Genomic DNA, 22410 nt, shown 5'->3' with positions numbered 1-22410 from the left:
GTCGTGAGCGCCAGGCCGAACCCGATCATCGCCGCCCGTGCCCAGCCGTCCAGCCGGCCGCTCCGGAACGGGTCGGCCAAGCCGCGGAGCACGCCGGCAGGAAGGGTGCGCAGGACATAGCGGCGCTCGGTCGCGAGCATGCCCGAGCTGCGCGGCATCAGGCTGAGCCTGGCCTTGCTGCCCCCCTCGCCATAGCAGCGCCGGCCGAAATAGCCGATCCGCATGCGTTGGGCCGGCACTTGGTGGAGGATCCGGGCCTCTGGCAGGTAGAACATGCTGTCTGGCCGGCCATGCGCGGCACGGATGCAGAACTCGACTTCCTCGCAGCCGCCGCCATTGCCGCCGAGCCGGCCGAGATCGCTGCGAAAGCCGCCGACCTCGCCGAACACCTGACGCCGTACTGCCATGTTGCCGCCGAACAGGTTACGCACGAAGCCGGACTGTTCGGGCAGGCCGCGATAAGAGCAGCCCACCACCCAGTCGAACTCCTCGGGGAACCAGGTGGGCCGCACGCCGCCGGCCCAGTCGGGATCGACCCGGCCACCGACCGCCATCACGCCGGCGCGCTGGAAGCCCTTGTGGAACTGGTCCAGCCATTCCGGAACCGCGGCCGCATCATCGTCGAGAAAGGCCACGAATTCGCCGCTGGCCTCGCCGATCCCGGTATTCTTGCCGCCGGACAGGCCGCGGGCATGGATGTTGGGGATCACCTTCAGCGCCGGATAGGTCTGCCGCAACCGCTCCAGCAGACGCTGGTTGTGGTCGACCACCAGGATGATCTCCCGAGCCGGCCGGGTCTGGGCCTGTACCGAGCGGATCGCTGCGGCGATCGCCGCCCAGCGTTCCTCGGTATAGACACAGATCACGACGCTGATGTCGGCCCCGGTGCCAGAGGCGGCGGTCATGACTGGCCCACACGCGCTGCGGTCTTGTAGCGGCGCCGGTCGAACGACCAAGGCCGCGGCCCTTCCCGTACGATGGTCTGCAGCACCCGCCAGCCATCAGGGATGGTGCGCAGGTTGCTCTGGCCATGCAGACGGCGGGCCTCGAAGCTCGGCACCTCGGCGATGCGCAGCCCGGACTTGAGCGCCCGCACGTTCATCATGGTCTCGACCTCGAACCCGTCGGTCCGAATGTCCAGGGTCGGCAGGAGCCGCCGCCAGAACGCGATGTAGCCGTAGCACAGGTCGCTGAACCGGCCGCCGAAATAGGCCCGGACCAGGTTCTTCAGCCCGGCATTGCCGAGCCGCCGGTACCACTCCATGTCAGCGGTGCCGCCGCCCTGGACGAACCTCGAGCCCTTCACGAATTCGGCGCCGCTGAGCAGCGCGCCGACGAACAGCGGGATCTCGGCGGCATCCATCGAGCCGTCGGCATCCAGCATCACGATGATGTCGCCTCTGGCCTCCTCGAAGCCCGCCTGTAGCGCGGCTCCCTTGCCGCGCCGCTTCTGGGTCACGATCCTGATGTCGGGCAGGAGCTGCCGGGCGACCTCTGGCGTGCCATCGACCGAGCGGCCGTCCACCAACAGCACCTCCATGACCCAGCCCGGAATGCGCGGCAGCACGCTCGGCAGGTTCTTGGCTTCGTTCAGCGCCGGGATGACAACCGAGACCGACGGAGTGATGCCGCCGATCCGGCTCGCAGGCCTATACTCATCAAAATGGAAGTTCTGCTCTTCAATCGGCACATCTATTGTTGAACGTTCGAACATAATCTTTGTCCCGCATTTACTCCGTGCCAACAGCTCGGAGGAATTATGGGCGACAGCCAGCACCCGGCAGAAATGCTGCCGATCCCGACCCAAGACTGACGCCGATGACCAGCGCACGACGGCCAATCGTCGTACTACTGGAGGTCAGCCAGCAATCTGACTTTCCAAATCCTTTCTACCAATACTCTTCCAGGTTAACAATAACCGTCATGCGACGATCGGACAAAAGCATGCACGCGGTACGCACATGATCCCCGAAGAACGAGCCCATCATTCTAGCAGATGTAAGATATGATCAATCTACAGCTCAGCTTTCTATAGATATTTCCGCATTTGTTATATTTTACTGAGCCGCTCTACCCGATGGGCTTCGGGAGCAACGAAGATTCAATCAAATTTGACATAGTATTTTTTGGACATTGCCAGCCAATCTCAAATGTGCCGGCAACTGATCACAAGATCAAAGGCGGTCGCAGGCTGGCGACATCCGACGTACGGCCTCGGGCCGTTCAGACCTCCGCCACCTCCCTCACGAGCGCTGGCTTCGGCCAGGGCAGCAGGTAGGGAGCCAGGGCGCACAGGCCCAGCAGCATGAAGCCCGCGCGCGGCGACCACAGGTCCAGGAGAAGAAGCAGGGCAGCCACCAGGATCGCCAGTGCTAGGCTGAGCGCGATGGCGATCGCGGCAAGCGGCACCGGATGCCAGTCGCCCAGCCGGCTGGCCCAGGCCAGGCCGGGTCCGGCCAGGAGGAAGGGCAGGGTCAGGACCGGGCGCAGCGGCTCGGCCGGCTCGACCAGGATGCCCCCGGCCGCGAGTAGGAAGGTGGCCAGCACGATGGCCGGCAACAGGTTGTTTACACGCATCATGGCGCGCCTCCCCGGCGGACGAACACCGCCGCGTCACGGTTACCGTAGACCAGCTCGAACTGCTGCGAGCCGCGCAAGGACTGCTCCACCGCGTCCAGCGACCCGGGCGGCATCGCGCCCAGCTCGTCGATGAAGGCCTTCTGGCTGCGGGTGATGATCACGAAGGCGGCAGGGTAGCTCTGGTCAGACAGCCAGCCGGACAGCAGGCCGGCCGCGTCGGCGTACAGCGCCTCTTTGACCTCGGCCGGCTCTTCTGCGAGCGGCACGTAGACGAAGTGCTCGTAGTGGCGGAACTGGGACGGATAGACCCGGGCCCCTTCCACCAGCAGGGTCCCCTCGGGTGCACGCTCGGCCACCCAGCGCGCCGCGTCGATCTCTTCCTGGGTGAAGGCGTAGAACCGGTCCTTGCCGCCATGGGCCAGCAGGAACAGGCCCGCGAGCGCGGCGGCGAACAGTCCGCCCGTCAGCAGGGTCGCCAGGGAGCGGCCGCGGTCACCCGTCGGGAAGAACAGGGCCGCGGCGAAGAAAGCCAGGCCCGGCAGTGCGAACATGTAGCTGCGGAAGATGATCTCACCACCATAGGAGGTGCCGACCACCAGGAGCAGCGGCAGGGCGATCAGTGCCAGGGCGATACCGTCGCGATAGCCGGCGATCAGGCGGCGGGCGATGCCCACCACCGCCGCCAGCACCACGGCCAAGGTCAGCAGGCGGCAGAACAGCGTGTTCACCATCTGCGCCTTGCTGATCAGCGCCCGATCGACACCCACCACCTGCAGGTGCGCGACGGTGGCTCCGAAGCCCTCCAGCTCCTCCGTGACATGCTGGGCCACGAACGGGGCAGCCGGCCAGACCAGCCAGAAGGTGAAGGCAGTCCCGGCGAACAGCGCCAGCGACAGGCTCAGCCGCCGTAGCGCCGCCAAGCCGGTCATGGTGGCGATGACCACCAAGGGTGTCAGCTGGTGGCTCGCGATGATCGCCAGGATCACGACCGCGGCCGCCACGGCGGCGGCAGGCCGTACCTCCTCCCTTGCCGCCGGGGCATCGTCGCCCAGCCAGCGGGCCACACGGTCCCAGGCACCCAGCAGATGCCGGCGCGGCGCTACCGAGCCGGGCGGGGCGAAGGCCAGGCAGCGCAGGCAGAGCGCCAACAGCACGAGATAGAAGAAGAAGGCCAGCCCCTGCGGCGCAAAATAGTCCTGGCCGATCCAGTCCGCGGCAACGAAGAACCAGGTGGCGGCCAGGACCACCCGCCGGTCGCGGGTGAGCTGTGCGTAGATCGCCGGCAGGATCGCCACATAGAGCAGGTTGAGCACCAGTGGCGTCCAGCGGGCGACCGCCTCGAAGCTGCGGATCCCGGCCAGCTCGCCGATCAGGGTCATGGCACCGAAGAAGCCCGGCCAGTTGTGGTAGGCGCCCAGCACCGGTTCGCTGCGGTCGATCCCGCCGTGGCGCTGGATGAAGTCGATGATGCCGAGATGCTTCCAGGCCCACTGGTAGCGCAGCGTGCCGTAGGCGAACACCGGCGTGGCGTGGAGCACCACGACCAGGGCCACGAGATAGAGCGAAGCCAGCCAGCCGGGGAGATCCTGGCGGCCGAGCGCGGTGAAGAAGCCGATGGCCAGGCACAGGATCGCCAGCCAGACCGCGCCCGGCAGCCCGCTCGCCAGCCCGAGCTCACCCAGTTCGTGCAGGTCGATCCGCCCGACACGGGTGCTCCACAGCCAGAAAGCGGCCATCAGAGGCAGCAGCGCCAGGAAGATTGTGCTCCCGGCTGCGCGGACCGGAGCCGGCCGCTCGTTGAAATAGCCGATGCCGGTGAGTGGCCGGTGCAGATTGCCATCCGCCCAGGAGGGGCTGGGGATCGGGTGGGACCGCTGCATCATGGGATCATCTCCTGGGTAACGCCGGCCGTGTGCCCGGGCACCAGCAGGCTGCCCAGCAGCGCGGCCCAGGACAGGCCGGCGCGGTGGATGTTCCAACCTGCTCGGCGCAACGCCGCCAGCACCAGAGCGGCAGCGATCAGGCTCTGACCGGCCAGCCAGGCCAGCCCCATGCCGACGATGCCGTACAGGTGCAGGAGCGGGATGCCCATGCCCAGCACCAGCAGCACCATCACCGCCTGGATCACGGCGACCGCCGTCACCCGGCCCTCGACCCGAGCCACGCCCAGGAACACGGAGGTGACGCCGAAGGGCAGCGCCGAGAGGGCGAGGAGGCGGAGGAGGTTTGCCCCTTCCAGGGCATAGTCGGCCCCGAACAGGCCCAGGATCAGCGGCGCGCCCAACAGGATGACCGTCACCGCCACCAGCAGCATCAACATGGTGTGCAGGAAGGTATCCGCCGCCAGCTTCGGCAGCCGCCTGCTGTCGACCGCCCCCTCGGCGACCAGCGAGATGCCCATCGACTTGCTCACCATGTAGAGTGAGTAGGTGATCGTCCAGGCGAGGTAGTAGACGGCGTTGTGCTCGGGTCCCGCCGTCTCCAGGATCAGCATCGGGGGCAGGCCGATGGCGATCGTGAAGAACAGCATCCCGGCCGAGTCACCCCAGAAATAGCGCAGCACCGAGCCTGGCTGCGCCGATCCCTGGCCGGCGGCGGGCGCGCGGTCGTGTTCGGGCAGGATCCGGCCGAACAGGAGCAGGTTGACTGGCACCACCGCCGCGGCCGCGGACAGCGTCCAGGCCATGAACGGCCCGAGCCCGCGCAGGCTGCTTGCGGCCAGGACCAGCAGAAGCCCGATCTTGGCCAGCGCGAACAACGTGTTCTCGATCGGCAGCCAGATCGCCTTGCGCAGCCCGGCCAGCACCAAGTCCTGGAGCGCGAACACCGTCCAGATCACGGTTGCCAGGACGAACCAGGCAGCGGTCCAGAGGTCCGCCCAAAGAAAGCCCAGGCTCGGTGCGAAGACCGGCACGCCCAGGAGGAACACCGTACAGCACACGATCGCGACGGCGCAGCCGATCGCGTAGCTGACCAGGATCCAGCGGCGCGCGTTGCTGCCGGCAGTCGGCAGGTAGCGGGTCAGGATGCTGCCAAGATTTAGTTGGGCGATGCTGCCCAGCGCCATCATGGTCGAGATCAGCGCCGCGTTGAGGCCGATCTCCTCGGCATCGTGGATCTGGGCTGCCAGCATCCACCAGACCAGCCCCAGCGCGGAACTCATTCCGGCGCTCACCACCAGCGAGTAGCCATTGAGGATCAGCGGGCTGCGCAGGATGGCCCTGGCGCGGGTGGCTACACCCGACAGGCCAGCAGTCGCGGACGCGACGGGGGGTGCCATTGGTCAGTCCGCCCGCTGCCAGACGCGGACATAGTCGATCAGGAAATCGGCTGGGAACTGTGTTGCGCTATTCGGTGCGCCTGGCCAGTCACCGCCGACCGCCAAGTTGACCAGGAGGTACATGGGCTCGCGGGGGATCGCCGCCTCGTTCTCGTAGCGCCAGCGCTCCTGGCCATCCAGGTACCAGATGATCCGGTTAGGCTGCCAGTCGACTCCGAAGATGTGCCAGCCGGTCGACAGATCGCCGACCGTAGCGCCATTGCCGACCGAGTGCAGCATGCGATCCATGTCACGATAGTGGAAATGCATCTGCAGGACGTGCGGTGCCTGGCCCAGCACTTCCATGACGTCGATCTCCGGCGTGGAATTGTAGCTGGAGGGCAGCAGCCAGAATGCCGGCCACAGCCCCTTGCCCCGGGGCACCCATGCCCGCATCTCGGCATAGCCGTACCGGAAGTCGAACTTGGCACCTTCCGGCGCCCGATAGCGGGCCGGACCGGTCGTGATCATGCCCGAGGTGTAGGGGAATACCGTGTCGTTGATCCCGACGACCCGCTGGCGCTGCGCGCGCAGCCGGACATGGCCTTCCGTCACCGTGACGTTGCCGGGCAGGTACCACTGCAGTTCACTGTTGCCGAGATTGGTGCACCCGCCCTCGTCCCACCAGTAGCAGGTCGTCCACTTGGTCCGGTCCAGGGTCGTACCGGCGAACCTGTCGGCGAAGATCCGCCGCCACTCGCCTTCCCGGCCATAGGGCCGGTGGTCGGCGATCGCCGGCTTGTCGGTCATTCCGGCTACAGCCAGCAGCAGCAGCGCGCCCAGGAGCCGAGCCGTACGGCTCGACCACCCGACACTTTGGACATTGCTCAAGCGCATCTACAGGTCCCAATCATCCTGGATCATCGTTGAGCGTGGCCGCGAGGGCGGCCAGGCCGGGTGCTACACGGGTACGGCCGACACCAGCATCGCGTAGCCGCCGGTGAACTGGGTTACCCAGCGCGCCGCACGCCAGCCCTGCCGGAACAGCGATTCCAGCGGCGGCGCCACCTCCAGCCTTTCCCCCGACAGCAATGGGCCGAGGTCGTCCGGCCGCGTCGCGGGCGTGATCGTGATGCGCGACAGGGCGAAGCGGTGCTCGTCCCGCGAACTGAGGGCATTGCGGACGCGGCAGGCGATACGGTAGCCGGCCTGCTCCACCAGCCGCCGGGTCGTGGCACTGCTGTAGCCGAACGGATAGGCGAAGCTCACCACCTGGGCGCCGAGCTGGTCCTCCAGCTCGTGCTTGCTGCCCTGGATCTCCTGGAAGGCCCGCGCCGCCGGGATGATGTCGAGCTGCGGATGGCTCTGGGTGTGGCCGCCACATTCGATTCCAGCCGCGGCGACCGCCCGCACCTCGTCCCAGCTCAGCATCGGTCGCCCGCCCTCGCCAAGGCCGCGCAGCCAGCTACTGGTGCCGCCGACATAGCCGGTGGTCACATAGAGGGTGGCCGGGAATCCGTAGCGCTCCAGGATCGGCACTGCATTCAGGAAGTCGCGGAACCCGTCGTCGAAGGTGATCACCACGGTCCGCTCGGGAAGCGGGCGCCCCTCGCGCATCGCCGCCTCCAGCCCCGCCACGGTGAGGACGCGGTAGCCATGCTGGGCGAGCCAACCCATGTGCTCGTCGAACAGCGTGGGCGAGACTACCCAGCGCCGAAAGGCCGGCGTCGCCTGGGTGTCGATGCCGTGGTACATCAGGATCGGAATTGGGCGCATCATCCTACCCTCGTCGGTGATCGACCGGAGTCGTGCGACTTGGCCGCACTGTGGCTGCGGGTTCATTGCGACACGACCTCCTGCACGAGCCGGCCGGTCAGATGCACCGGTGCGGCCGGCTCCTCCAGCGCCGCCAGGGTCAGGGCGATGCCTTCGGCGAGCGGCACGCGCGCCCGGAAGCCCAGTTCCGCCGCCGCCCTGGCCGTCGCACCGAGCGAGGTGCGGATGTCGCCCTCGCGCGGCGGCCCGAACGTGATCGCCGGCTGCAGTCCCAGCGTGCCAAACACGGTCCTGGCCAGGTCCAGAATGGTGGTGGGCGTGCCGGTGCAGACGTTGACGACCCGCGCGGCCGCCCGGCCGTCCGCCTGGTCCTGCCGGAGCCGGGCCATCGCCAGGAGCTGGGCCCGCACCACGTCGGTAACGAACACGAAGTCGCGGCTCTGCCAGCCGTCACCGTTGATCCGGATCGGCCGGGCCTGATTCGCCGCTGCGGCGAACACGGAAATCACGCCGGAATAGGGCGAGGCCGGATCCTGGCGCGGCCCGTACACGTTGAAGAAGCGCAGGCCGATGCTGGGGATTCCGCAGCTCAGCAGGGCGGCGACACCGTGCTGCTCGCAGGCGAGCTTGTCGCAGCCGTAATGGGACAGAGGTGCCGGCCGGACGTCCTCCGCCGCGATGCCCGGCACGTCCCCGTAGATGGCCGCCGAGGAGGCGTACACGAATGGGGTGGCGCGGCCGGTCAGGCGTGCAGCCTGAAACAGGTTGATCAGCCCGCCGACATTGACCTGGTGCGCCGCCACCATCTCGCGGTTGCAGCGCGGTACGGAAGCGATCGCGGCGAGGTGGAAGCAGCCGTCCACCGAGCCGATCAGCGCACGCACTAGGCCGGGCTCGGTCACGCTGCCAACCATCAGCTTGGCGTCCGGATGGCACTGCTCCGCCTTGCCGGTGCTGAGATCGTCCAGGACGGTGACCTCGGCGCCGTCACGGAGCAGCGCCTCGACGAGATGGGAGCCGATAAATCCGCACCCGCCGGTAACCAGAAAATGCGCCATGAGTATCTCCGCGCATAATATTGAAGATACCAATCGATGAATTACAAATTATTGGACGATAACCGTCATAAATCGGATACGCTTTATAATTTACACTCGGTATTTATCGCCACATATGGGCATATACCGGAGACAAGCATTGCCTCGTCATGCGACGTTAATACCAGCGTTACCATGTTCTGCCTAGAGGTTACCAAACGGTAAGGATATTTGCTTGTCGTACTGAGGGGTGATATTTCCGGGAGGGCCAGCCGGACAGGACATGACACGCGCGGACGCGGTCAGGCCGAACCTAGCGTCAGGTCGATCGGCACCGGGTGCACGGCATCAGGCGCACGCCCAGACGGGCGGCGCGGGGATCGGCTCAGCCGTCTTGCCCGGGGCCGCGGCGCGGGCGGGTCAGGCCAGCTTGGTGGCGTGGGCGTCGAGGCAGGCGGCGAGGTCGTGCTGCGTCACGCGCCATTCCCGCCCGAACTTGATGGCGCGCAGCTTGCCGGCACTGATCATCTGCCGGATCGTGCTTTCCTTGAGCTTCAGGATCTCAGCCACTTCGCGCACCGTCAGCAGCGGCTGGATGAGCATGGCGCGGACCTCGAGGAATTCACGGTTTCCATCGGCGTTAATCCCGCGCCGGCCTGCCGCGCAACCGTTCTCGGCGCCGCATGGGCGGGTGGTTACGTTCTGATGTCGGTATGTCACGCTTTGTCACCGTTTTCCTCGGTTCAAAATGGTTTTTGATGGTTGTCAGCGGCGTCTGGGCCTCCCAAATGAAGCTTGTCGCACGTACCATCTTGACGCCGCGTCATCTCCCGACGGTAACGTCCGGCCGATGACGCGGCGTTCTTTATCGGGTTGCGTCCGGCCTGGTTCACGGGCGCAGGCTCCCTCTGGTGGACGGTGATGCGACGCATCCTTCCCCCATTCCTGGCTCTGGTCCTGCTCCTGGCCCTGCTGCCGGTATTGGTGCTGGGCGACGCGACCGATCTGCGCGCGTTCGGCCGGGCACTGGGCCTGCGTGACCTGGATGGCTTCGTGGCGGCCATCTCCGCCATCCGTGAGGACGGGGAACTGCCCGAGCGCTGGATCACCAAGCGCGAGGCCGAGCGGCTGGGCTGGCGGCCCGGCCGCGATTTGTGCGATGTCGCCGACGACCATGCGATCGGCGGCGACCGGTTCGGCAATCGCGAGGGTCGTCTGCCGGACCGCAAGGGCCGGCGCTGGCGCGAGGCCGACCTCGACTTCGCCTGCGGCCGGCGCGGCGCCAAGCGGCTGGTCTTCTCCAATGACGGCCTGATCTTCGTCACCATCGACCACTACGACAGCTTCCACGAGGTGCCGGAATGACCGCAGGTGGCCGGGAAAGGCCGGTGGTGCGCCGGATCCTGGTCGGTCGGGACCTGTCCGGCCGCCAAGCGGCGTTCGACCGGCTGGCCGCACTCGCGGACCTGCCGGCCGGTGCCGTGCGCAACCTGGACGCCCTATTCGACGTGCTGCGCACCGACGCGCCGGGCCCGTTCGAGATCGTCTGGCGCCACGGCGGCGGCAGCGGGCTGGACGCAGTGCTGGGCGTGCTGCAGGACGTGGCCGCCGAGCGGAACGACGTTCGGATCGTGATCGAAGCGGCCGGCGCGCCGTTTGCCGAGGATGGGACGAGGATGCGCTTTACCGATAAGACTGTGATCGTGACCGGTGCCGCGCAGGGGATCGGGCGCGCCTGCATCGAGGCGTTCGCCGCCGAGGGTGCCCGGGTCGTGATCGCCGATGTCGATGCGGGCCAGGGCGAGCGCCTCGCCTCGGAGCTGCGCGACCGGGGTACCCGGGCCCTGTTCCATGCGACCGATGTCGGCGACAAGGCGGCGGTCGTGGCCATGGTCGAGGCTGCCAGGAAGTTCGGCGGCGGCATCGACGTGCTGGTCAACAATGCCGGGATCATCCGGGCCGGCGACTTCCTGGACCTGGACGAGGCCGACTTCGACACCGTGCTGCGGGTCAACCTCAAGGGCGCCTTCCTGTGCAGCCAGGCGGTGGCCCGGGTCATGGTGGCAGAGGGCAAGGCCGGTGCGATCGTCAACATGTCCTCGGTCAACGCGGTTCTCGCGATCCCGAACCAGACCCCCTACAATGTCAGCAAGGGCGGGCTGAACCAGCTCACCAACGTCACCGCCCTGGCGCTGGCCGACAAGGGCATCCGGGTGAACGGAGTGGGCCCCGGCTCGATCATGACCGACATGCTCAAGACGATCATGGTCGACCAGGCGGCGCGGGCCAAGGTGCTGGCGCGTACCCCGCTCGGCCGCTGCGGCGAGCCGGACGAGGTGGCCCGCGTCGTCCTGTTCCTGGCCTCGGATGATGCCGCCTATGTCACCGGGCAGACCGTCTACATTGACGGCGGCCGGCTGGGTCTCAACTATACGGTTCCGGTGCCCGACTGAGACGCCGCTTGAACCGTGCCCGGCGTTCCGTCAATACAGCGCCTGGAATTGTGCCCGTGTGACGCGGCGCACCTCCGGCAAGGGGGCGCCGCGTCGTCGTTTCGAGGAAGAAGGTGGATCGATGGATCGCCCGCTGATGCCGAAAGCCACGGCCGTATGGCTCGTGGAGAACACCGGTTTGACCTTCGAGCAGATCGCCGAGTTCACCGGCCTGCACACGCTCGAGATCAAGGGGATCGCGGACGGTGAGGTGAATGCCGGGGTACGCGGGCTGGACCCGATCGGTGCCGGCATGCTGACGCGCCAGGAGATCGACCGCGTCTCGAAGGACCCGAACGCGCGGCTGCGCCTGCAGCGCTCGATCGCCGACACCAAGCTGGTGCCGAAGAAGAAGGAGCCGCGCTACACGCCGCTCTCCAAGCGGCAGGACCGGCCCGACGGCATCGCCTGGCTCCTGCGCAACCACCCGGAACTGTCCGAGCAGCAGATCTGCAAGCTGCTGGGCACCACCAAGAACACGATCCAGCAGGTGCGCGACCGTACCCACTGGAAGAGCCAGGACATCCGCCCGCGCGACCCGGTCCTGCTGGGCCTGTGCTCGCAGTTGGAGCTGGATGACGCGGTGGCACGCGCCCGGGTCGCCAACCCCAAGGCGGTGCGCACCGAACCGCTGCCGCCCGAGGACGGCGAGGAGATGCAGGCGCCGATCTTCGAGTGATGCCGGCGGCACGGGCCGTGCCCGCCTGCATCTCCTGCCCCGGCCGCCGCTAGACCGGCCATGGACGTGCTCGTCCTGCGCCTGTCGCGGCTGGCCGGCGTCGTCACCGTCGCCCTGTTCTTCACACTCGTGGCGCTCGGCAACCTCACCGACCCCGGCGGCAACTGGCCGTTCGTCCAGCACGTCCTGGCCATGGACACGACGTTCGGCGATTCCCGCCTGATGTGGCGGGCGATCACCGATCCCTGGCTGCAGCGGCTGGCGTTCGGCCTGATCATCCTCTGCCAGGTGGCGACGGCCATTCTCCTGTGGATCGGCGTGGTCCGGCTCGGGCGCACCCTGCGCGCCGACCGGCCGACCCACCTGGCCGCGCGCAGCTGCGCGATTGCCGGCCTCACCCTGGGCCTCCTGCTCTACGGGCTGGGCTTCATCGTGATTGGCGGCGAGTGGTTTGCCATGTGGCAGTCCCAGACCTGGAACGGCCAGGGCAAGGCAGCGATCTTCGTGCTCCTGATCGGCCTGACGCTCTTGCACCTGACCGGCCCGGAAAGCTGACAGCCGTCTGCCGCCCCTGCTCCATCATTTCATGAAGCGACGGCAGCAGTCCGCGCCGGCGACAGCTCCGCCAGCATGGCGCGCAGTTCGTCCGGCAGTTCCCGGTCGGTGATCAGTGCGCACGCGATCTCGGCCAAGGCCGGTGCGGTCATGAAGCCGGCGCCGCCCTGCCCGGCCAGCCAGAGGAAGCGGTCGTGCCCGGGCAGGCAGCCAACCACCGGCGAGTGGTCGGGCACGAAGCTGCGCAATCCTGCCCAGCGATGGTGGATGCGCCGTGGCTCATGGCCGGTCAGGCGGGCATAGCGGTCGGCCGCCACTGCCACGTCCCATTCCTCGGCCTGGACGTCGTGCGGCGGTACCTCGGTCGCGTCGGCCGGCGACAAGAGCAGGCGGCCGCCCTCGGGCTTGAAGTACCACGTCTCGGCGATGTCGATCGCCATGGGCCAGCCGGACAGGTCCCATCCCGGCGGCGGGTCCACAGTCACCGCAGTGCGGCGCAGTGCCTTGAGCCCCAGCGGCGGCACCCCCGCCCGTTTCGCCAGCTCGTCGGCCCAGGCACCGGCGGCGTTCACCACGAGACCCGCCTCGACCGGGCCAGCGGCAGTGGCGAGCCGGTAGCCGTCGCCAACCGGCTCGATGCCAATCACCTCCGCATTGCACCAAAGCGTGCCGCCCGATTCCTTCAGGCTGCGCAGACAGAGCTGGAGGAAGCGATGGTCGTCGATCGCCGCGGCGGCATGGTCGAGCACACCGCCGATTACCGCCTGAGGCCGGAGAATCGGCACCAGGGCCAGCACGTCGTCCGCCGCCAGCGGCGGCAGGCCGGTCTCGGCGGCAAAGTTCGCGAGCAACGCCTCCTGGCCGGGCGAGGCGACATGCAGCATGCCGCGCGGGTGCAAGAGGGAGCCGCCCGGATGGCGTGAGTTGGCCAGGAAGGCGTTGCTGGCCAGCGCCAGACGGCGCACCAGCCGGTTGCCGTAGGCGGTGGCGAACATGGTGGCGGAGCGCCCGGATGCATGGGTGCCGGGCTGTGCCTCGCGCTCCAGCAGGCAGACGGAGCGGTGCGGCGCGATCCGGGCCGCACCGCTGGCGCCGGCGATCCCGGCGCCGACGATCGCGACCTCGACCCGCAGCACGGATCAGCGGCGTTCGGCGCTGCCGGGATCGGCCGGCTCGACATGGAGCTGCCGGTCCGCCCAGAAGCGCTGGGACAGGAGGCGGCGGTCGCGCTCGATCAGATCCGCAATGGCACGCAGCTTGGCAGCGGCACTGCTCGGGAGCGTGCCGGGCCGGACCATCACCCGGACCGCCGGGATGTCCACCAGCTCGTGGCGCAGCCGGACCATCGGCTCGTCGCCATCCGCGGTGGAGGCGAGGTCGAAGCTGACGAACTCCTCCGGCTCGCGTGCGGCATAGCTGTCGAGCAGGTCGTCACGGCTGGGCCCGTTGGACGGGCCGTCCTCGACCATGCCCAGCGACAGCAACTGCTTGATCTCGCGCGGCTGGTGGTTGAACACCTGCCTGGCGTGGCGGAGTGCCTCCAGCGTGCCCTTCTGCAGGGCACGGCGGATCGCGTGCCACAGCAGATGGTCCTCACCCAGCATCAGTTCCACGACGGGCTGCAGCTCGCCGAGGAACAGGGTCAGGCCGCGCTGCTCTCCCGGGTAACGTTCGCGCTGCATCCAGCCTGCCTCATGACTGTCACGAAGCAGAGCTTAAGGACTTCCTAACCATCCCGGAAGTGGGCTTCTCCACCGCGAGATGCGCCAGGGGATGCCCGGCGCACGTCCACGTCCCCTCGGCTCAGCCGGCCGCCAGGTGCCGGTCGACCAGCCCGGTCCACCAGGCCATGCCGATCGGCAGGGCCGCGTCGTTGAAGTCGTAGCGGGCATTGTGCAGCACCCGCCCCTCCTCGAAGCCGCCGATGCCCATCCAGATATAGGCGCCCGGGACCTGCTCCAGCATGAAGGAGAAGTCCTCGCCGCCCATCGACGGCAGGGGATCGCGCACGACGTTTTCCGTGCCGACCACCTCGGCGGCGACCTCAGCGCCGAAGTCGCGCTGCTCGGGGTGGTTGATGGTCGGCGGGTAGCCCGGGCGGTGGTGCAGCTCGGCGCGCACGCCGAACGCCTGGCCGAACGCTTCCACCATCTGGCGGATGCGGCCGATGATCCGCTCGCGCGTGTCGGCGCGGAAGGTGCGCACCGTGCCCTTCAGCGTCGCCGTGTCCGGCACGACGTTGAAGGCGGTGCCGGCATTGATCGCGGTGATCGACAGGACCGCGCGGTCCATCGGATCGGTCTCGCGGCTGATGATGTTCTGCAGGGCCGAGACGAGCTGGGCGGCCGCCACGATCGGATCGATCCCGGTGTTGGGCATCGCGGCATGGCAGCCCTTGCCGGCGAGCTCGATGCGGATCTCGTCGGTGCCGGCCATGGCCGGACCCTGGTGCATGGCGAAGGTGCCGAGCGGCATCTGCGGCCAGTTGTGCAGCCCGTACACCACCTCGACCGGGAAGCGCTGGAACAGGCCGTCCTCCAGCATCCGCTTGGCCCCGGCACCGCCCTCCTCGGCCGGCTGGAAGATCACCACCACCGAGCCGGCGAAGTCGCGCGACACCGCCAGGTGCTTGGCCGCACCCAGCAGCATGGCGGTGTGGCCGTCATGGCCGCAGGCATGCATCCGCCCGGGATTGGTCGAGGCATAGGGTTTGCCGGTCAGCTCCTCGATCGGCAGGGCGTCGATGTCCGCGCGCAGGCCGATCGCCCGGTTGCCCGGCCGCCTGCCCCGAATCAGAGCGACCACCCCGGTGCCGCCCATGCCGGTCACCACCTCGTCGGCGCCGAACTCCTTGAGCTTGTCCGCTAGGAAGGCCTGGGTCGCATGCTCCTCGTAGCCCAGCTCCGGATGCGCATGCAGATGCTGCCGCCAGGCCGTCACTTCCGGCACGAGGGCCTCTATTGCCGCAGGTATCCGCATCGATCACTCCGCTCGGGGGCTGGTTCAAAAAGTGAAAGGGAGCCCGAGACCGGGCTCCCTTCCCTTCTAGCAGCCGGATAACGGCCAGTGCAGCACCCAAGGATGTCCCTGGCCGCGACGCTGCCCTATTCTACTGGACCTGGGCGTAGTTGCCGTCCTTGTACTCGAACCAGACATAGGTGTTCTCGGTGAGATCACCCTTCTCGTCGAAGCCGATGTTGCCGATCACCGTGTCCCAGCGCTTGGAGCGCATCGTCTCGGCGACCTTCGCCGCATCGGTGGTGCCGGCCTCGCTGGCGGCCGCCGCCCAGACCTGCACCGCGGCATAGGTCGAGAGCGTGTAGCCTTCCGGATCATAGCCGCTGGCCTTGAACTCCTCGACCACCTTCTGCGCGGTCGGCAGGTTGCGCGCCTCGGCGCCGTTGGTGAACCGGGTACCGTCCGAGGCCGGGCCGGCCAGCTGGGCATACTCGATCGTGTTGAGCGCATCACCCGAGAGCAGCGGGGCGTTGAGGCCCTGCTCCGCCGCCTGGCGCGCGATCAGCGCCGCCTCGGTGTGGTAGCCGCCGAAATAGATCGCATCGACGTTGAGCGACTTCAGCTTGGTGATCAGCGCGGTGAAGTCCTTGTCGCCGGCGCTGATCGCCTCGTAGGCGACCTCCTGGAGCCCGCCCTCGTTCATGAACTGCTTGGTCAGGTCGGCCAGGCCCTTGCCGTAGGTCGACTTGTCGTGGATCACCGCGACGTTCTTGCCCTTGTAGTTCTCGGCCAGCCACTTGCCCGCAAAGTCGCCCTGCTGGTCGTCACGGCCGCAGGTCCGGAACACGGTGGTGATGCCGTTCTCGAACGGGCCCTCGGTATAGGCCGGGTTGGTCGAGGCGGGCGAGATCTGCAGGATGCCCTGCTCGGCATAGACGTCGCCGGCCGGGATCGAGGATCCGGAGCAGAAATGGCCGGCCACGAACACCGCACCCTGGTCGGCCAAGTCGTTGGCGACCGCCACCGCCTGCTTGGGATCGCAGGCATCGTCGCCAATCGCCAGCCTGAGCTGCTCGCCGTTCACCCCGCCGGCCGCATTGATGTCCTTGACCGCCTGTTCCGCACCGCGGCGCAACTGCTCGCCGAACGCGGCATAGGCGCCGGTCATGGGGCCTGCGGAAGCGATCACGATCTCGGCCTGCGCCATCGCCGTGCTGCCGAGCAGTGCTGCGACGAAGGTCGCACCGGTCATCCACCTGAAAATCTGCATGTTCCGCTCCCGCTGTCGAAAAACCCCACCGATCCCCTTCACGGCACGCTGCCCTGGCCCAGGGTCGGACGCGCCGAACTTCCGCAACTTTAACGCCGCTTAATCGTCCCGCAAGCGCGACCTTCATCAGCCGCCGGAACGCTCCCGGACAGCGAACGGCCCTGCCCGCTCGTACAACCACGGGTACTGGGAGAGCAGCTTGTTGGTCCGCGCGATCCGGTGCGCCAACAAGGCCAGCCCGATCAGGATCGCCGAGCAGACCAGGAACCCGGACAGGTGCAGGAGCGGCTCCTGGAACAGGGCGTAGGACATGAACCGGTCCGCGGCGCCCAGGAGCAGGCCATAGGGCACGATCTGCCAGATCGGCCGCCAAGTCCGGGCGATGGCGCGGCCCATCGCCATGGCTGCCGACCCCGACAGGATCAGGGTGAGCCCGATGAACACGCCGAGCGTCTGGCCGGTCACCGCTTCGAGCATAGCGCGATCTCCCTTCAGTGCCCGCCTTCGAGATAGGCCCGCCGCACTTCCGGGTCGGCCAGGAGCTGGCGGCCGGTGCCGGTCATGGTGATCTGGCCGTTGACCAGCACATAGGCCCGGTGCGCCAGCTTCAGTGCGTGGAAGGCGTTCTGCTCGACCAGGAGCACGGTGACGCCTTGCTGGTTCAGTTCCTTGATGACCGAGAAGATCTGCCGGACGATCAAGGGTGCAAGACCCAGCGACGGCTCGTCCAACAGCAGGAGCCTGGGCCTGGCCATCATCGCCCGAGCGATCGCCAGCATCTGCTGCTCGCCGCCGGACAGTGTGCCGGCCCGCTGGCCTCGCCGGCGCTCCAGGATCGGGAACAGCTCGAAGCAGCGCTTGAGATCGCCATCGAAATGGCTGGGGTCGACGTTGATCGCCCCCATCTGCAGGTTCTCGTAGACGGTCATGCGCGGGAACACCCGCCGCCCTTCCGGCGACTGGGCGATGCCGCGACGCATGATCTGGTGGGTCGACATCTGCGTGATGTCGGTCCCCTCCAGCATGATCCGCCCGCCCTGGCCGCGCGGCTGGCCGCAGATGGTCATGAGCAGGGTCGACTTGCCCGCACCGTTGGCGCCGATCAGGGTGACGATCTCGCCCTGCTTCACTTCCAGCGACACGCCTTTCAGCGCCTCGATCCGCCCGTAGAAGGCGTGGATGCCCTCGATCACCAGCATCAGCGCGCTCCCGGGTCCATGTCGAGGTCCTCGGCGACGATGTCCGGCAGGTCCTCCTCCTCGGGCTCGCCCAGATAGGCCTTGATCACCCTGGGGTCGTCGCGGATCTCGGCCGGCGTGCCCTCGGCAATCTTCTTGCCGTAGTCCAGCACCACGATCTTGTCCGAGATCCCCATCACCACGCTCATGTCGTGCTCGATCAGGAGGATGCCGATGCCCTGGATCTCCTTGATCCAGCGCAGGAGATCGTTCAGCTCGTGGGATTCGGTGTGGTTCAGGCCGGCGGCCGGCTCGTCCAGGCAAAGTAGCACCGGCTTGGTGCACATCGCCCGGGCGATCTCGAGCCGGCGCTGGTCGCCATAGGCAAGGGCCCCTGCTGGCCAGTCCGCCTTGTCGGTCAGGTTGATCCGGTCCAGCCAGGACCGCGCCAGGTGGACCGCCTCCTCCTCGGCCCGCCGGTAGGACGGCAGGCCCAGCAGGCCCTTGATGCTCCACCCCGAGGCCCGCATCTGCTCGGTGTGCTGGGCGACCATCAAGTTCTCCAGCACCGACATGCCGGTGAACAGGCGAATGTTCTGGAAGGTCCGGGCTACGCCGGCGTCGCGCACGATCCGGTGCCCGTCCAGCCGCTCCAGCAGGAAGTCGCCGCGCTCGCCCGACAGGGTGAGCTGGCCCGTGGTCGGCTGATAGAAGCCGGTCAGGCAGTTGAACATGGTGGTCTTGCCGGCCCCGTTCGGGCCGATGATCGAGGTGATCTGCGACTGCTCGGCGGTGAACGACACGTCGTCCACCGCGACCAGACCACCAAAGCGCATGGTCAGGTGCTCGACGGTGAGCAGCGGCGTCATCGGCCATCTCCCCGCGGATGAAGCCGGATGGTCGGATCGCGATGCGAGACGAGGCCGGTGGGCTTCCAGATCATGATCAGCACCATGACGAGGCCGAAGGCGAGCATCCGGTAGTCTTCCAGCTCGCGGAAGAACTCGGGCAGCCCGATCAGGATCGCGGCGGAGAACACGATGCCCAGCTGGCTGCCGAGCCCCCCCAGCACCACGATCGCCAGGATCACCGCACTCTCGATGAACACGAAGCTTTCCGGGCTGATGAAGCCCTGGCGTGCAGCGAAGAAGCTGCCGGCGAAGCCCGCGAACATCGCCCCGATGCCGAACGCCGCGAGCTTCACGTTGGTCGGGTTCAGCCCGAGCGCCCGGCAGGCGATCTCGTCCTCGCGCAGGGCCTCCCAGGCCCGCCCGATCGGCAGCTTGCGGATGCGGATGGTGAACCAGTTGGTGAACAACGCCAGCACCAGGATCACGTAGTAGAGGAAGGCGATCCGGTGGTAGGGATCGAAGCTCAGGCCGAAGAAGCTGGCAAAGGTCTCGCCGCCGTCCTTCGGCGGGTTGGCCTGGAACGGCAGGCCGAAGAAGGACGGGCGCGGGATGCCGCCGATCCCGTCCGGCCCGCCGGTGAACTCGTACCAGTTGATCAGCACGACCCGGATGATCTCGCCGAAGCCGAGCGTCACGATTGCCAGATAGTCGCCGCGCAGGCGGAGCACCGGGAAGCCCAGCACGATGCCGAAGCTGGCGGCGAACAGGCCCGCCAGCGGCAGGCAGACCCAGAAGCTCCAGCCGAAATACTCGGAGAGCAGGGCGTAGGAATAGGCGCCGACCGCATAGAAGGCGACGTAGCCCAGGTCGAGCAGGCCGGCCAGGCCCACCACGATGTTCAGCCCCCAGCCCAGCATGATGTAGATCAGCACGATCGTCAGGATGTCGACCAGCTGCCGGGAGCCCCAGGGGGAGACCGGGAAGGCGAAGGCCACCAGGATCAGCACCAGGCCCAGGCCCAGCGAGATCAGCTTGCCGGTCCGGGTCATCTCGCGCCGCCTGGTGGCAGCGGCCGGTGGGCGCGCCGAGACATAGGCGAGCTGGCCGGCGCGCATCAGGATGAAGGCCGGCAGGAGCAGGGCCAGCCAGTTCAGCGGCGCCACCGGGAACGGCAGGAGGAAGGCCAGGTTCGAATCGAGGTTGCCGGTGAGCAGCGGCACCAGGAGGAGTGCTGCCAGCACCACGCCCACCAGCATGGGCAGGCGCCAGCTCCGCTCGGCCAGCGCAAACACTGCGGCGGAGCCCAGGGCTACCACCACCACGCAATACAGGACGATGTGGTAGCGCGGGCGGAGCGACAGCCCGGTCTGGGTCGCCACCAGTTCCAGCCCTACGATCAGGCTGGTCATCAGGAAGGTGATGAGCACGGCACCCAGGACGTGGCGCAGCAGCCTGCTTCCGTCCAATCCGGCGAGAAGACCCGTCATCGCCTCAGACCTTCTCGATCTCGGGACGGCCCAGGAGGCCGGTGGGGCGGAAGATGAGCACCAGGACCAGGACCCCGAACGAGGCCACGTCCTTGTACTCGACGGAGAAATAGCCTGACCAGAACGCCTCGATGAGCCCGATCAGGAGGCCACCCAGCATGGCACCCGGCAGGGAACCGATCCCGCCCAGCACCGCCGCGGTGAACGCCTTGATGCCGGCCACGAAGCCGATGAAGAAGTCGATCACGCCATAGTAGAGCGTGAACATCAGCCCGGCCACCGCGGCCAGCGAGGCGCCGATCACGAAGGTGAGCGAGATGGTCTTGTCGACGTCGACGCCCAGGAGTGCTGCCATCTTGCGGTCCTGCTCGCAGGCGCGCTGGGCGCGGCCGAGCGCGGTGCCCTTGATCAGCCAGGTGAACACCGCCATCAGGACCAGCGTCAGCAGCACGATCACGATCTGGATGTAGCTGACCCGGGCGGCGAAGCCGGCATCGCTCTGGACCAGGGTGATGCCGCCCGAGACCATCTGCTGGAGGGGCTTGGGCCGGGCACCCTGGGCCAGCTGCACGTAGTTCTGCAGGAAGATCGAGGCGCCGATCGCCGAGATCAGCGGGGCCAGGCGCGGCGAGGATCTGAGTGGCCGGTACGCGATCCGCTCCACCGACCAGCCGTAGAGCGAGGTCAGGAGGATGCCCACGATCAGCACGATCAGCAGGGCCAGCGGCAGCCAGGAGATGCCGACCGCGCCCAGGATCAGGAACACGATCAGTGCGTGGAAGGCACCGATCATGAAGATGTCGCCATGGGCGAAGTTGATCATGCCGATGATCCCGTAGACCATCGAATAGCCGATTGCGATCAGACCATAGACAGCGCCCAGCGTGACGCCATTCACCAGTTGCTGAAGAAAGTATTCCATTCCGGATGAGGCTCCCGCGGCAGGTGCGCGTCCCCCCCGGGCAGCGGACGAGCACGCGCCGCGATCCGGTCGAGCCTCGTTGGTTTCGCGCCGCACCCCTCGATATCTGACAGCCGGTACACGAAGCCCGGCGGCCCCTCAAGTGTCTCGATACGATTCACGGTGCCGGCGCAACGGGTAAGAGCACGGCCGTGCGCGACAATGCTTCGTTAACCCGGTGCGGCTAGATTGCCTTCCCATGGAGGTGCCATGGAACGCAATGATCTCGACTTCGTCGCGGCCGGTGAACCGCCAATCCTGGAGTACCGGCGGATCGGCAGGCTCCTGCGCGTGGCCGCCATCGATCCCGACACCGGCACCGAAGTGGTGATCCAGGGCCGTGCCAGCGGCGACCATGCGGCGCTGGAGCGTCTGGCGCTGCGCAAGTTGGCCTGGGCGCTGGACCGCGCCGCCGGCCGCCGACGGCCGGGCCAGCACTGATGCCTGCCGACCGCTGGCCGGGTGCTGCGCCATCGCCCGGCCGATGCCGCGCCTGGCGTGACCGGCTGCCCTGGGCGGAGGTCGAGCCGATGGCAGGCTGGCCACCAGCCCCTGACCACCCGTTCCCGGCGCCGACCACTGCCGCGCCCGCTCCGCCGCGCCCGGTGCCGTCACCAGTGCAGAAGGAGAACGGTGCGGGCGTATGACGTGGCTTGCGCGACCGCCGGCCGGCAATGCCCTCCGGTTCCGCTTACCTTTTCTTCGTCCCACCGGTCCGAAGCCGCTGGAACGGCTTCAAAAGGCCCACCGGCCTGACTGACTGTCGGCAAAGTCGCTGGGTTGGCCAGTTCGTAGGTTAATCAGGCATGTCGTGGCTGGAGAGTGCCATGCCTGATCGACCCTATCCTTGCGCTCTGACTGACTGTCGGCAAAGTGGCTGACTGGTCACGCGATGCGCCGCAGCATGATCCGGCTCATGGCCGCATGGATCATCGCCACGCCGGTTTCAGGCAGCCGCTCATCGTCCCGGGCAAGGCGACGGGAACGGGAGAGCCAAGCGAAGGTCCGCTCAACGATCCATCATCCGTCAGCAGACGGATGATCCGCTTCCCGAAGGGACCGCGGTCAGCAGACCGCGGAGGCGGCGCGGCAGGACGTGGAAGCTTGGCGGCCGCTCCGCCAGTCCATAGCGCCATGCCTGACGCTGACGGTGGAAGGGGACCTCCATGCGCCAGCTGCGTTCCTTTGATCTTCCCCCGATTTGGCGGACACCTCTGCTACGCTCCTTGAGGGCGAGGAAGGTGATCTGATGGCGAAGACGCGACGGGAGTTCACGCCGGAGTTCAAGCGAGAGGCGGTGGCGCTGTTGGAAGGCAGCGGCCGGCCG

24 protein-coding genes are annotated in these 22410 nt (G+C 67.6%); 5 read left to right on the top strand and 19 right to left on the bottom strand.

Annotated features, from left to right (window positions below; all coding sequences use genetic code 11):
- The 9 genes from VNS22_RS25035 to VNS22_RS24995 form a co-directional block, all read right to left on the bottom strand.
- Positions 1-905, bottom strand: a 905-nt coding sequence (locus VNS22_RS25035; RefSeq protein ID WP_325737383.1) for a glycosyltransferase family 2 protein, incomplete at its 3' end; no start/stop codon positions are given.
- On the bottom strand, positions 902-1714 hold the full coding sequence (locus VNS22_RS25030) for a glycosyltransferase family 2 protein (protein ID WP_325737381.1): 813 nt from the start codon (positions 1712-1714) through the stop codon (positions 902-904). The genes VNS22_RS25030 and VNS22_RS25035, both read right to left, overlap by 4 nt.
- Positions 1715-2223: 509 nt before the next feature.
- Positions 2224-2580 (bottom strand): hypothetical protein, encoded by a 357-nt coding sequence (locus VNS22_RS25025; protein ID WP_325737379.1) that lies wholly within the window; start codon positions 2578-2580, stop codon positions 2224-2226.
- Positions 2577-4463 carry a hypothetical protein gene (locus VNS22_RS25020; RefSeq protein WP_325737377.1) on the bottom strand — a complete coding sequence of 629 codons (1887 nt, stop codon included), beginning with the start codon at positions 4461-4463 and terminating at the stop codon, positions 2577-2579. Before VNS22_RS25020 ends, VNS22_RS25025 begins: the two co-directional genes overlap by 4 nt.
- Positions 4460-5860 carry a hypothetical protein gene (locus VNS22_RS25015; RefSeq protein WP_325737375.1) on the bottom strand — a complete coding sequence of 467 codons (1401 nt, stop codon included), beginning with the start codon at positions 5858-5860 and terminating at the stop codon, positions 4460-4462. The genes VNS22_RS25020 and VNS22_RS25015 overlap by 4 nt, the downstream gene beginning before the upstream one ends.
- A gap of 3 nt (positions 5861-5863) precedes the next feature.
- A complete protein-coding gene (locus VNS22_RS25010; RefSeq protein ID WP_325737373.1) occupies positions 5864-6649 on the bottom strand; it encodes a glycoside hydrolase family 16 protein in 786 nt (261 codons plus the stop codon).
- A 150-nt stretch (positions 6650-6799) separates the two neighbouring features.
- Positions 6800-7618, bottom strand: a complete 819-nt coding sequence (locus VNS22_RS25005) for a polysaccharide deacetylase family protein (RefSeq protein WP_325737371.1) — start codon at positions 7616-7618, stop codon at positions 6800-6802.
- A gap of 59 nt (positions 7619-7677) precedes the next feature.
- On the bottom strand, positions 7678-8673 hold the full coding sequence (locus tag VNS22_RS25000) for an NAD-dependent epimerase/dehydratase family protein (protein WP_325737369.1): 996 nt from the start codon (positions 8671-8673) through the stop codon (positions 7678-7680).
- A 399-nt stretch (positions 8674-9072) separates the two neighbouring features.
- Complete coding sequence (locus tag VNS22_RS24995) at positions 9073-9372, bottom strand: helix-turn-helix domain-containing protein (RefSeq protein ID WP_325737367.1); 300 nt, start codon at positions 9370-9372, stop codon at positions 9073-9075.
- 201 nt (positions 9373-9573) lie between these two features.
- Here VNS22_RS24995 and VNS22_RS24990 point away from each other — a divergent pair, with 201 nt between their 5' ends.
- The 4 genes from VNS22_RS24990 (at position 9574) to VNS22_RS24975 (ending at position 12378) form a co-directional block, all read left to right on the top strand.
- Positions 9574-10017, top strand: coding sequence for a ribonuclease domain-containing protein (locus tag VNS22_RS24990; protein ID WP_325737365.1), 444 nt, complete (start codon positions 9574-9576; stop codon positions 10015-10017).
- A complete protein-coding gene (locus VNS22_RS24985) occupies positions 10014-11105 on the top strand; it encodes a glucose 1-dehydrogenase (protein WP_325737363.1) in 1092 nt (363 codons plus the stop codon). Before VNS22_RS24990 ends, VNS22_RS24985 begins: the two co-directional genes overlap by 4 nt.
- 136 nt (positions 11106-11241) lie before the next feature.
- Positions 11242-11823, top strand: a complete 582-nt coding sequence (locus VNS22_RS24980; protein WP_322100085.1) for a cell cycle transcriptional regulator TrcR — start codon at positions 11242-11244, stop codon at positions 11821-11823.
- 60 nt (positions 11824-11883) lie between these two features.
- Positions 11884-12378, top strand: coding sequence for a DUF2165 domain-containing protein (locus tag VNS22_RS24975; protein WP_325737360.1), 495 nt, complete (start codon positions 11884-11886; stop codon positions 12376-12378).
- A gap of 29 nt (positions 12379-12407) precedes the next feature.
- Here VNS22_RS24975 and VNS22_RS24970 read toward each other — a convergent pair whose 3' ends face one another.
- The 9 genes from VNS22_RS24970 to VNS22_RS24930 form a co-directional block, all read right to left on the bottom strand.
- On the bottom strand, positions 12408-13514 hold the full coding sequence (locus VNS22_RS24970; protein ID WP_325737358.1) for an FAD-dependent oxidoreductase: 1107 nt from the start codon (positions 13512-13514) through the stop codon (positions 12408-12410).
- A gap of 3 nt (positions 13515-13517) precedes the next feature.
- Positions 13518-14060 (bottom strand): hypothetical protein, encoded by a 543-nt coding sequence (locus VNS22_RS24965; RefSeq protein ID WP_325737356.1) that lies wholly within the window; start codon positions 14058-14060, stop codon positions 13518-13520.
- Between the two features lie 121 nt (positions 14061-14181).
- Positions 14182-15357, bottom strand: a complete 1176-nt coding sequence (locus VNS22_RS24960) for a M20 aminoacylase family protein (RefSeq protein WP_325737355.1) — start codon at positions 15355-15357, stop codon at positions 14182-14184.
- 130 nt (positions 15358-15487) lie between these two features.
- The gene (locus VNS22_RS24955; RefSeq protein ID WP_325737353.1) at positions 15488-16606 is read right to left on the bottom strand and encodes a branched-chain amino acid ABC transporter substrate-binding protein; all 1119 of its coding nucleotides are present in this window, start codon (positions 16604-16606) and stop codon (positions 15488-15490) included.
- 126 nt (positions 16607-16732) lie between these two features.
- On the bottom strand, positions 16733-17083 hold the full coding sequence (locus VNS22_RS24950; RefSeq protein ID WP_325737351.1) for a DUF6867 family protein: 351 nt from the start codon (positions 17081-17083) through the stop codon (positions 16733-16735).
- A 14-nt stretch (positions 17084-17097) separates the two neighbouring features.
- Positions 17098-17805, bottom strand: coding sequence for an ABC transporter ATP-binding protein (locus tag VNS22_RS24945; RefSeq protein ID WP_325737349.1), 708 nt, complete (start codon positions 17803-17805; stop codon positions 17098-17100).
- Complete coding sequence (locus VNS22_RS24940) at positions 17805-18653, bottom strand: ABC transporter ATP-binding protein (RefSeq protein WP_325737347.1); 849 nt, start codon at positions 18651-18653, stop codon at positions 17805-17807. Before VNS22_RS24940 ends, VNS22_RS24945 begins: the two co-directional genes overlap by 1 nt.
- Entirely contained in the window at positions 18650-20122 is a 1473-nt protein-coding gene (gene livM / locus VNS22_RS24935; protein WP_325737345.1) for a high-affinity branched-chain amino acid ABC transporter permease LivM, read from the bottom strand. Before livM ends, VNS22_RS24940 begins: the two co-directional genes overlap by 4 nt.
- A gap of 4 nt (positions 20123-20126) precedes the next feature.
- Complete coding sequence (locus VNS22_RS24930) at positions 20127-21044, bottom strand: ABC transporter permease subunit (RefSeq protein WP_325737343.1); 918 nt, start codon at positions 21042-21044, stop codon at positions 20127-20129.
- 249 nt (positions 21045-21293) lie between these two features.
- Here VNS22_RS24930 and VNS22_RS24925 point away from each other — a divergent pair, with 249 nt between their 5' ends.
- A complete protein-coding gene (locus VNS22_RS24925; RefSeq protein ID WP_325737341.1) occupies positions 21294-21524 on the top strand; it encodes a DUF6898 family protein in 231 nt (76 codons plus the stop codon).
- Positions 21525-21968: 444 nt separating this feature from the next.
- Here VNS22_RS24925 and VNS22_RS24920 read toward each other — a convergent pair whose 3' ends face one another.
- Complete coding sequence (locus VNS22_RS24920) at positions 21969-22100, bottom strand: transposase (RefSeq protein WP_414653432.1); 132 nt, start codon at positions 22098-22100, stop codon at positions 21969-21971.
- Between the last annotated feature and the right edge of the window lie 310 nt (positions 22101-22410).

The sequence above is a fragment of the Geminicoccus sp. genome, assembly GCF_035556675.1.
In the GTDB taxonomy this organism is placed as follows: domain Bacteria; phylum Pseudomonadota; class Alphaproteobacteria; order Geminicoccales; family Geminicoccaceae; genus Geminicoccus.
Note: the sequence above shows the minus strand (reverse complement) of the source record. Positions and strands in the feature narration are given on the sequence as shown.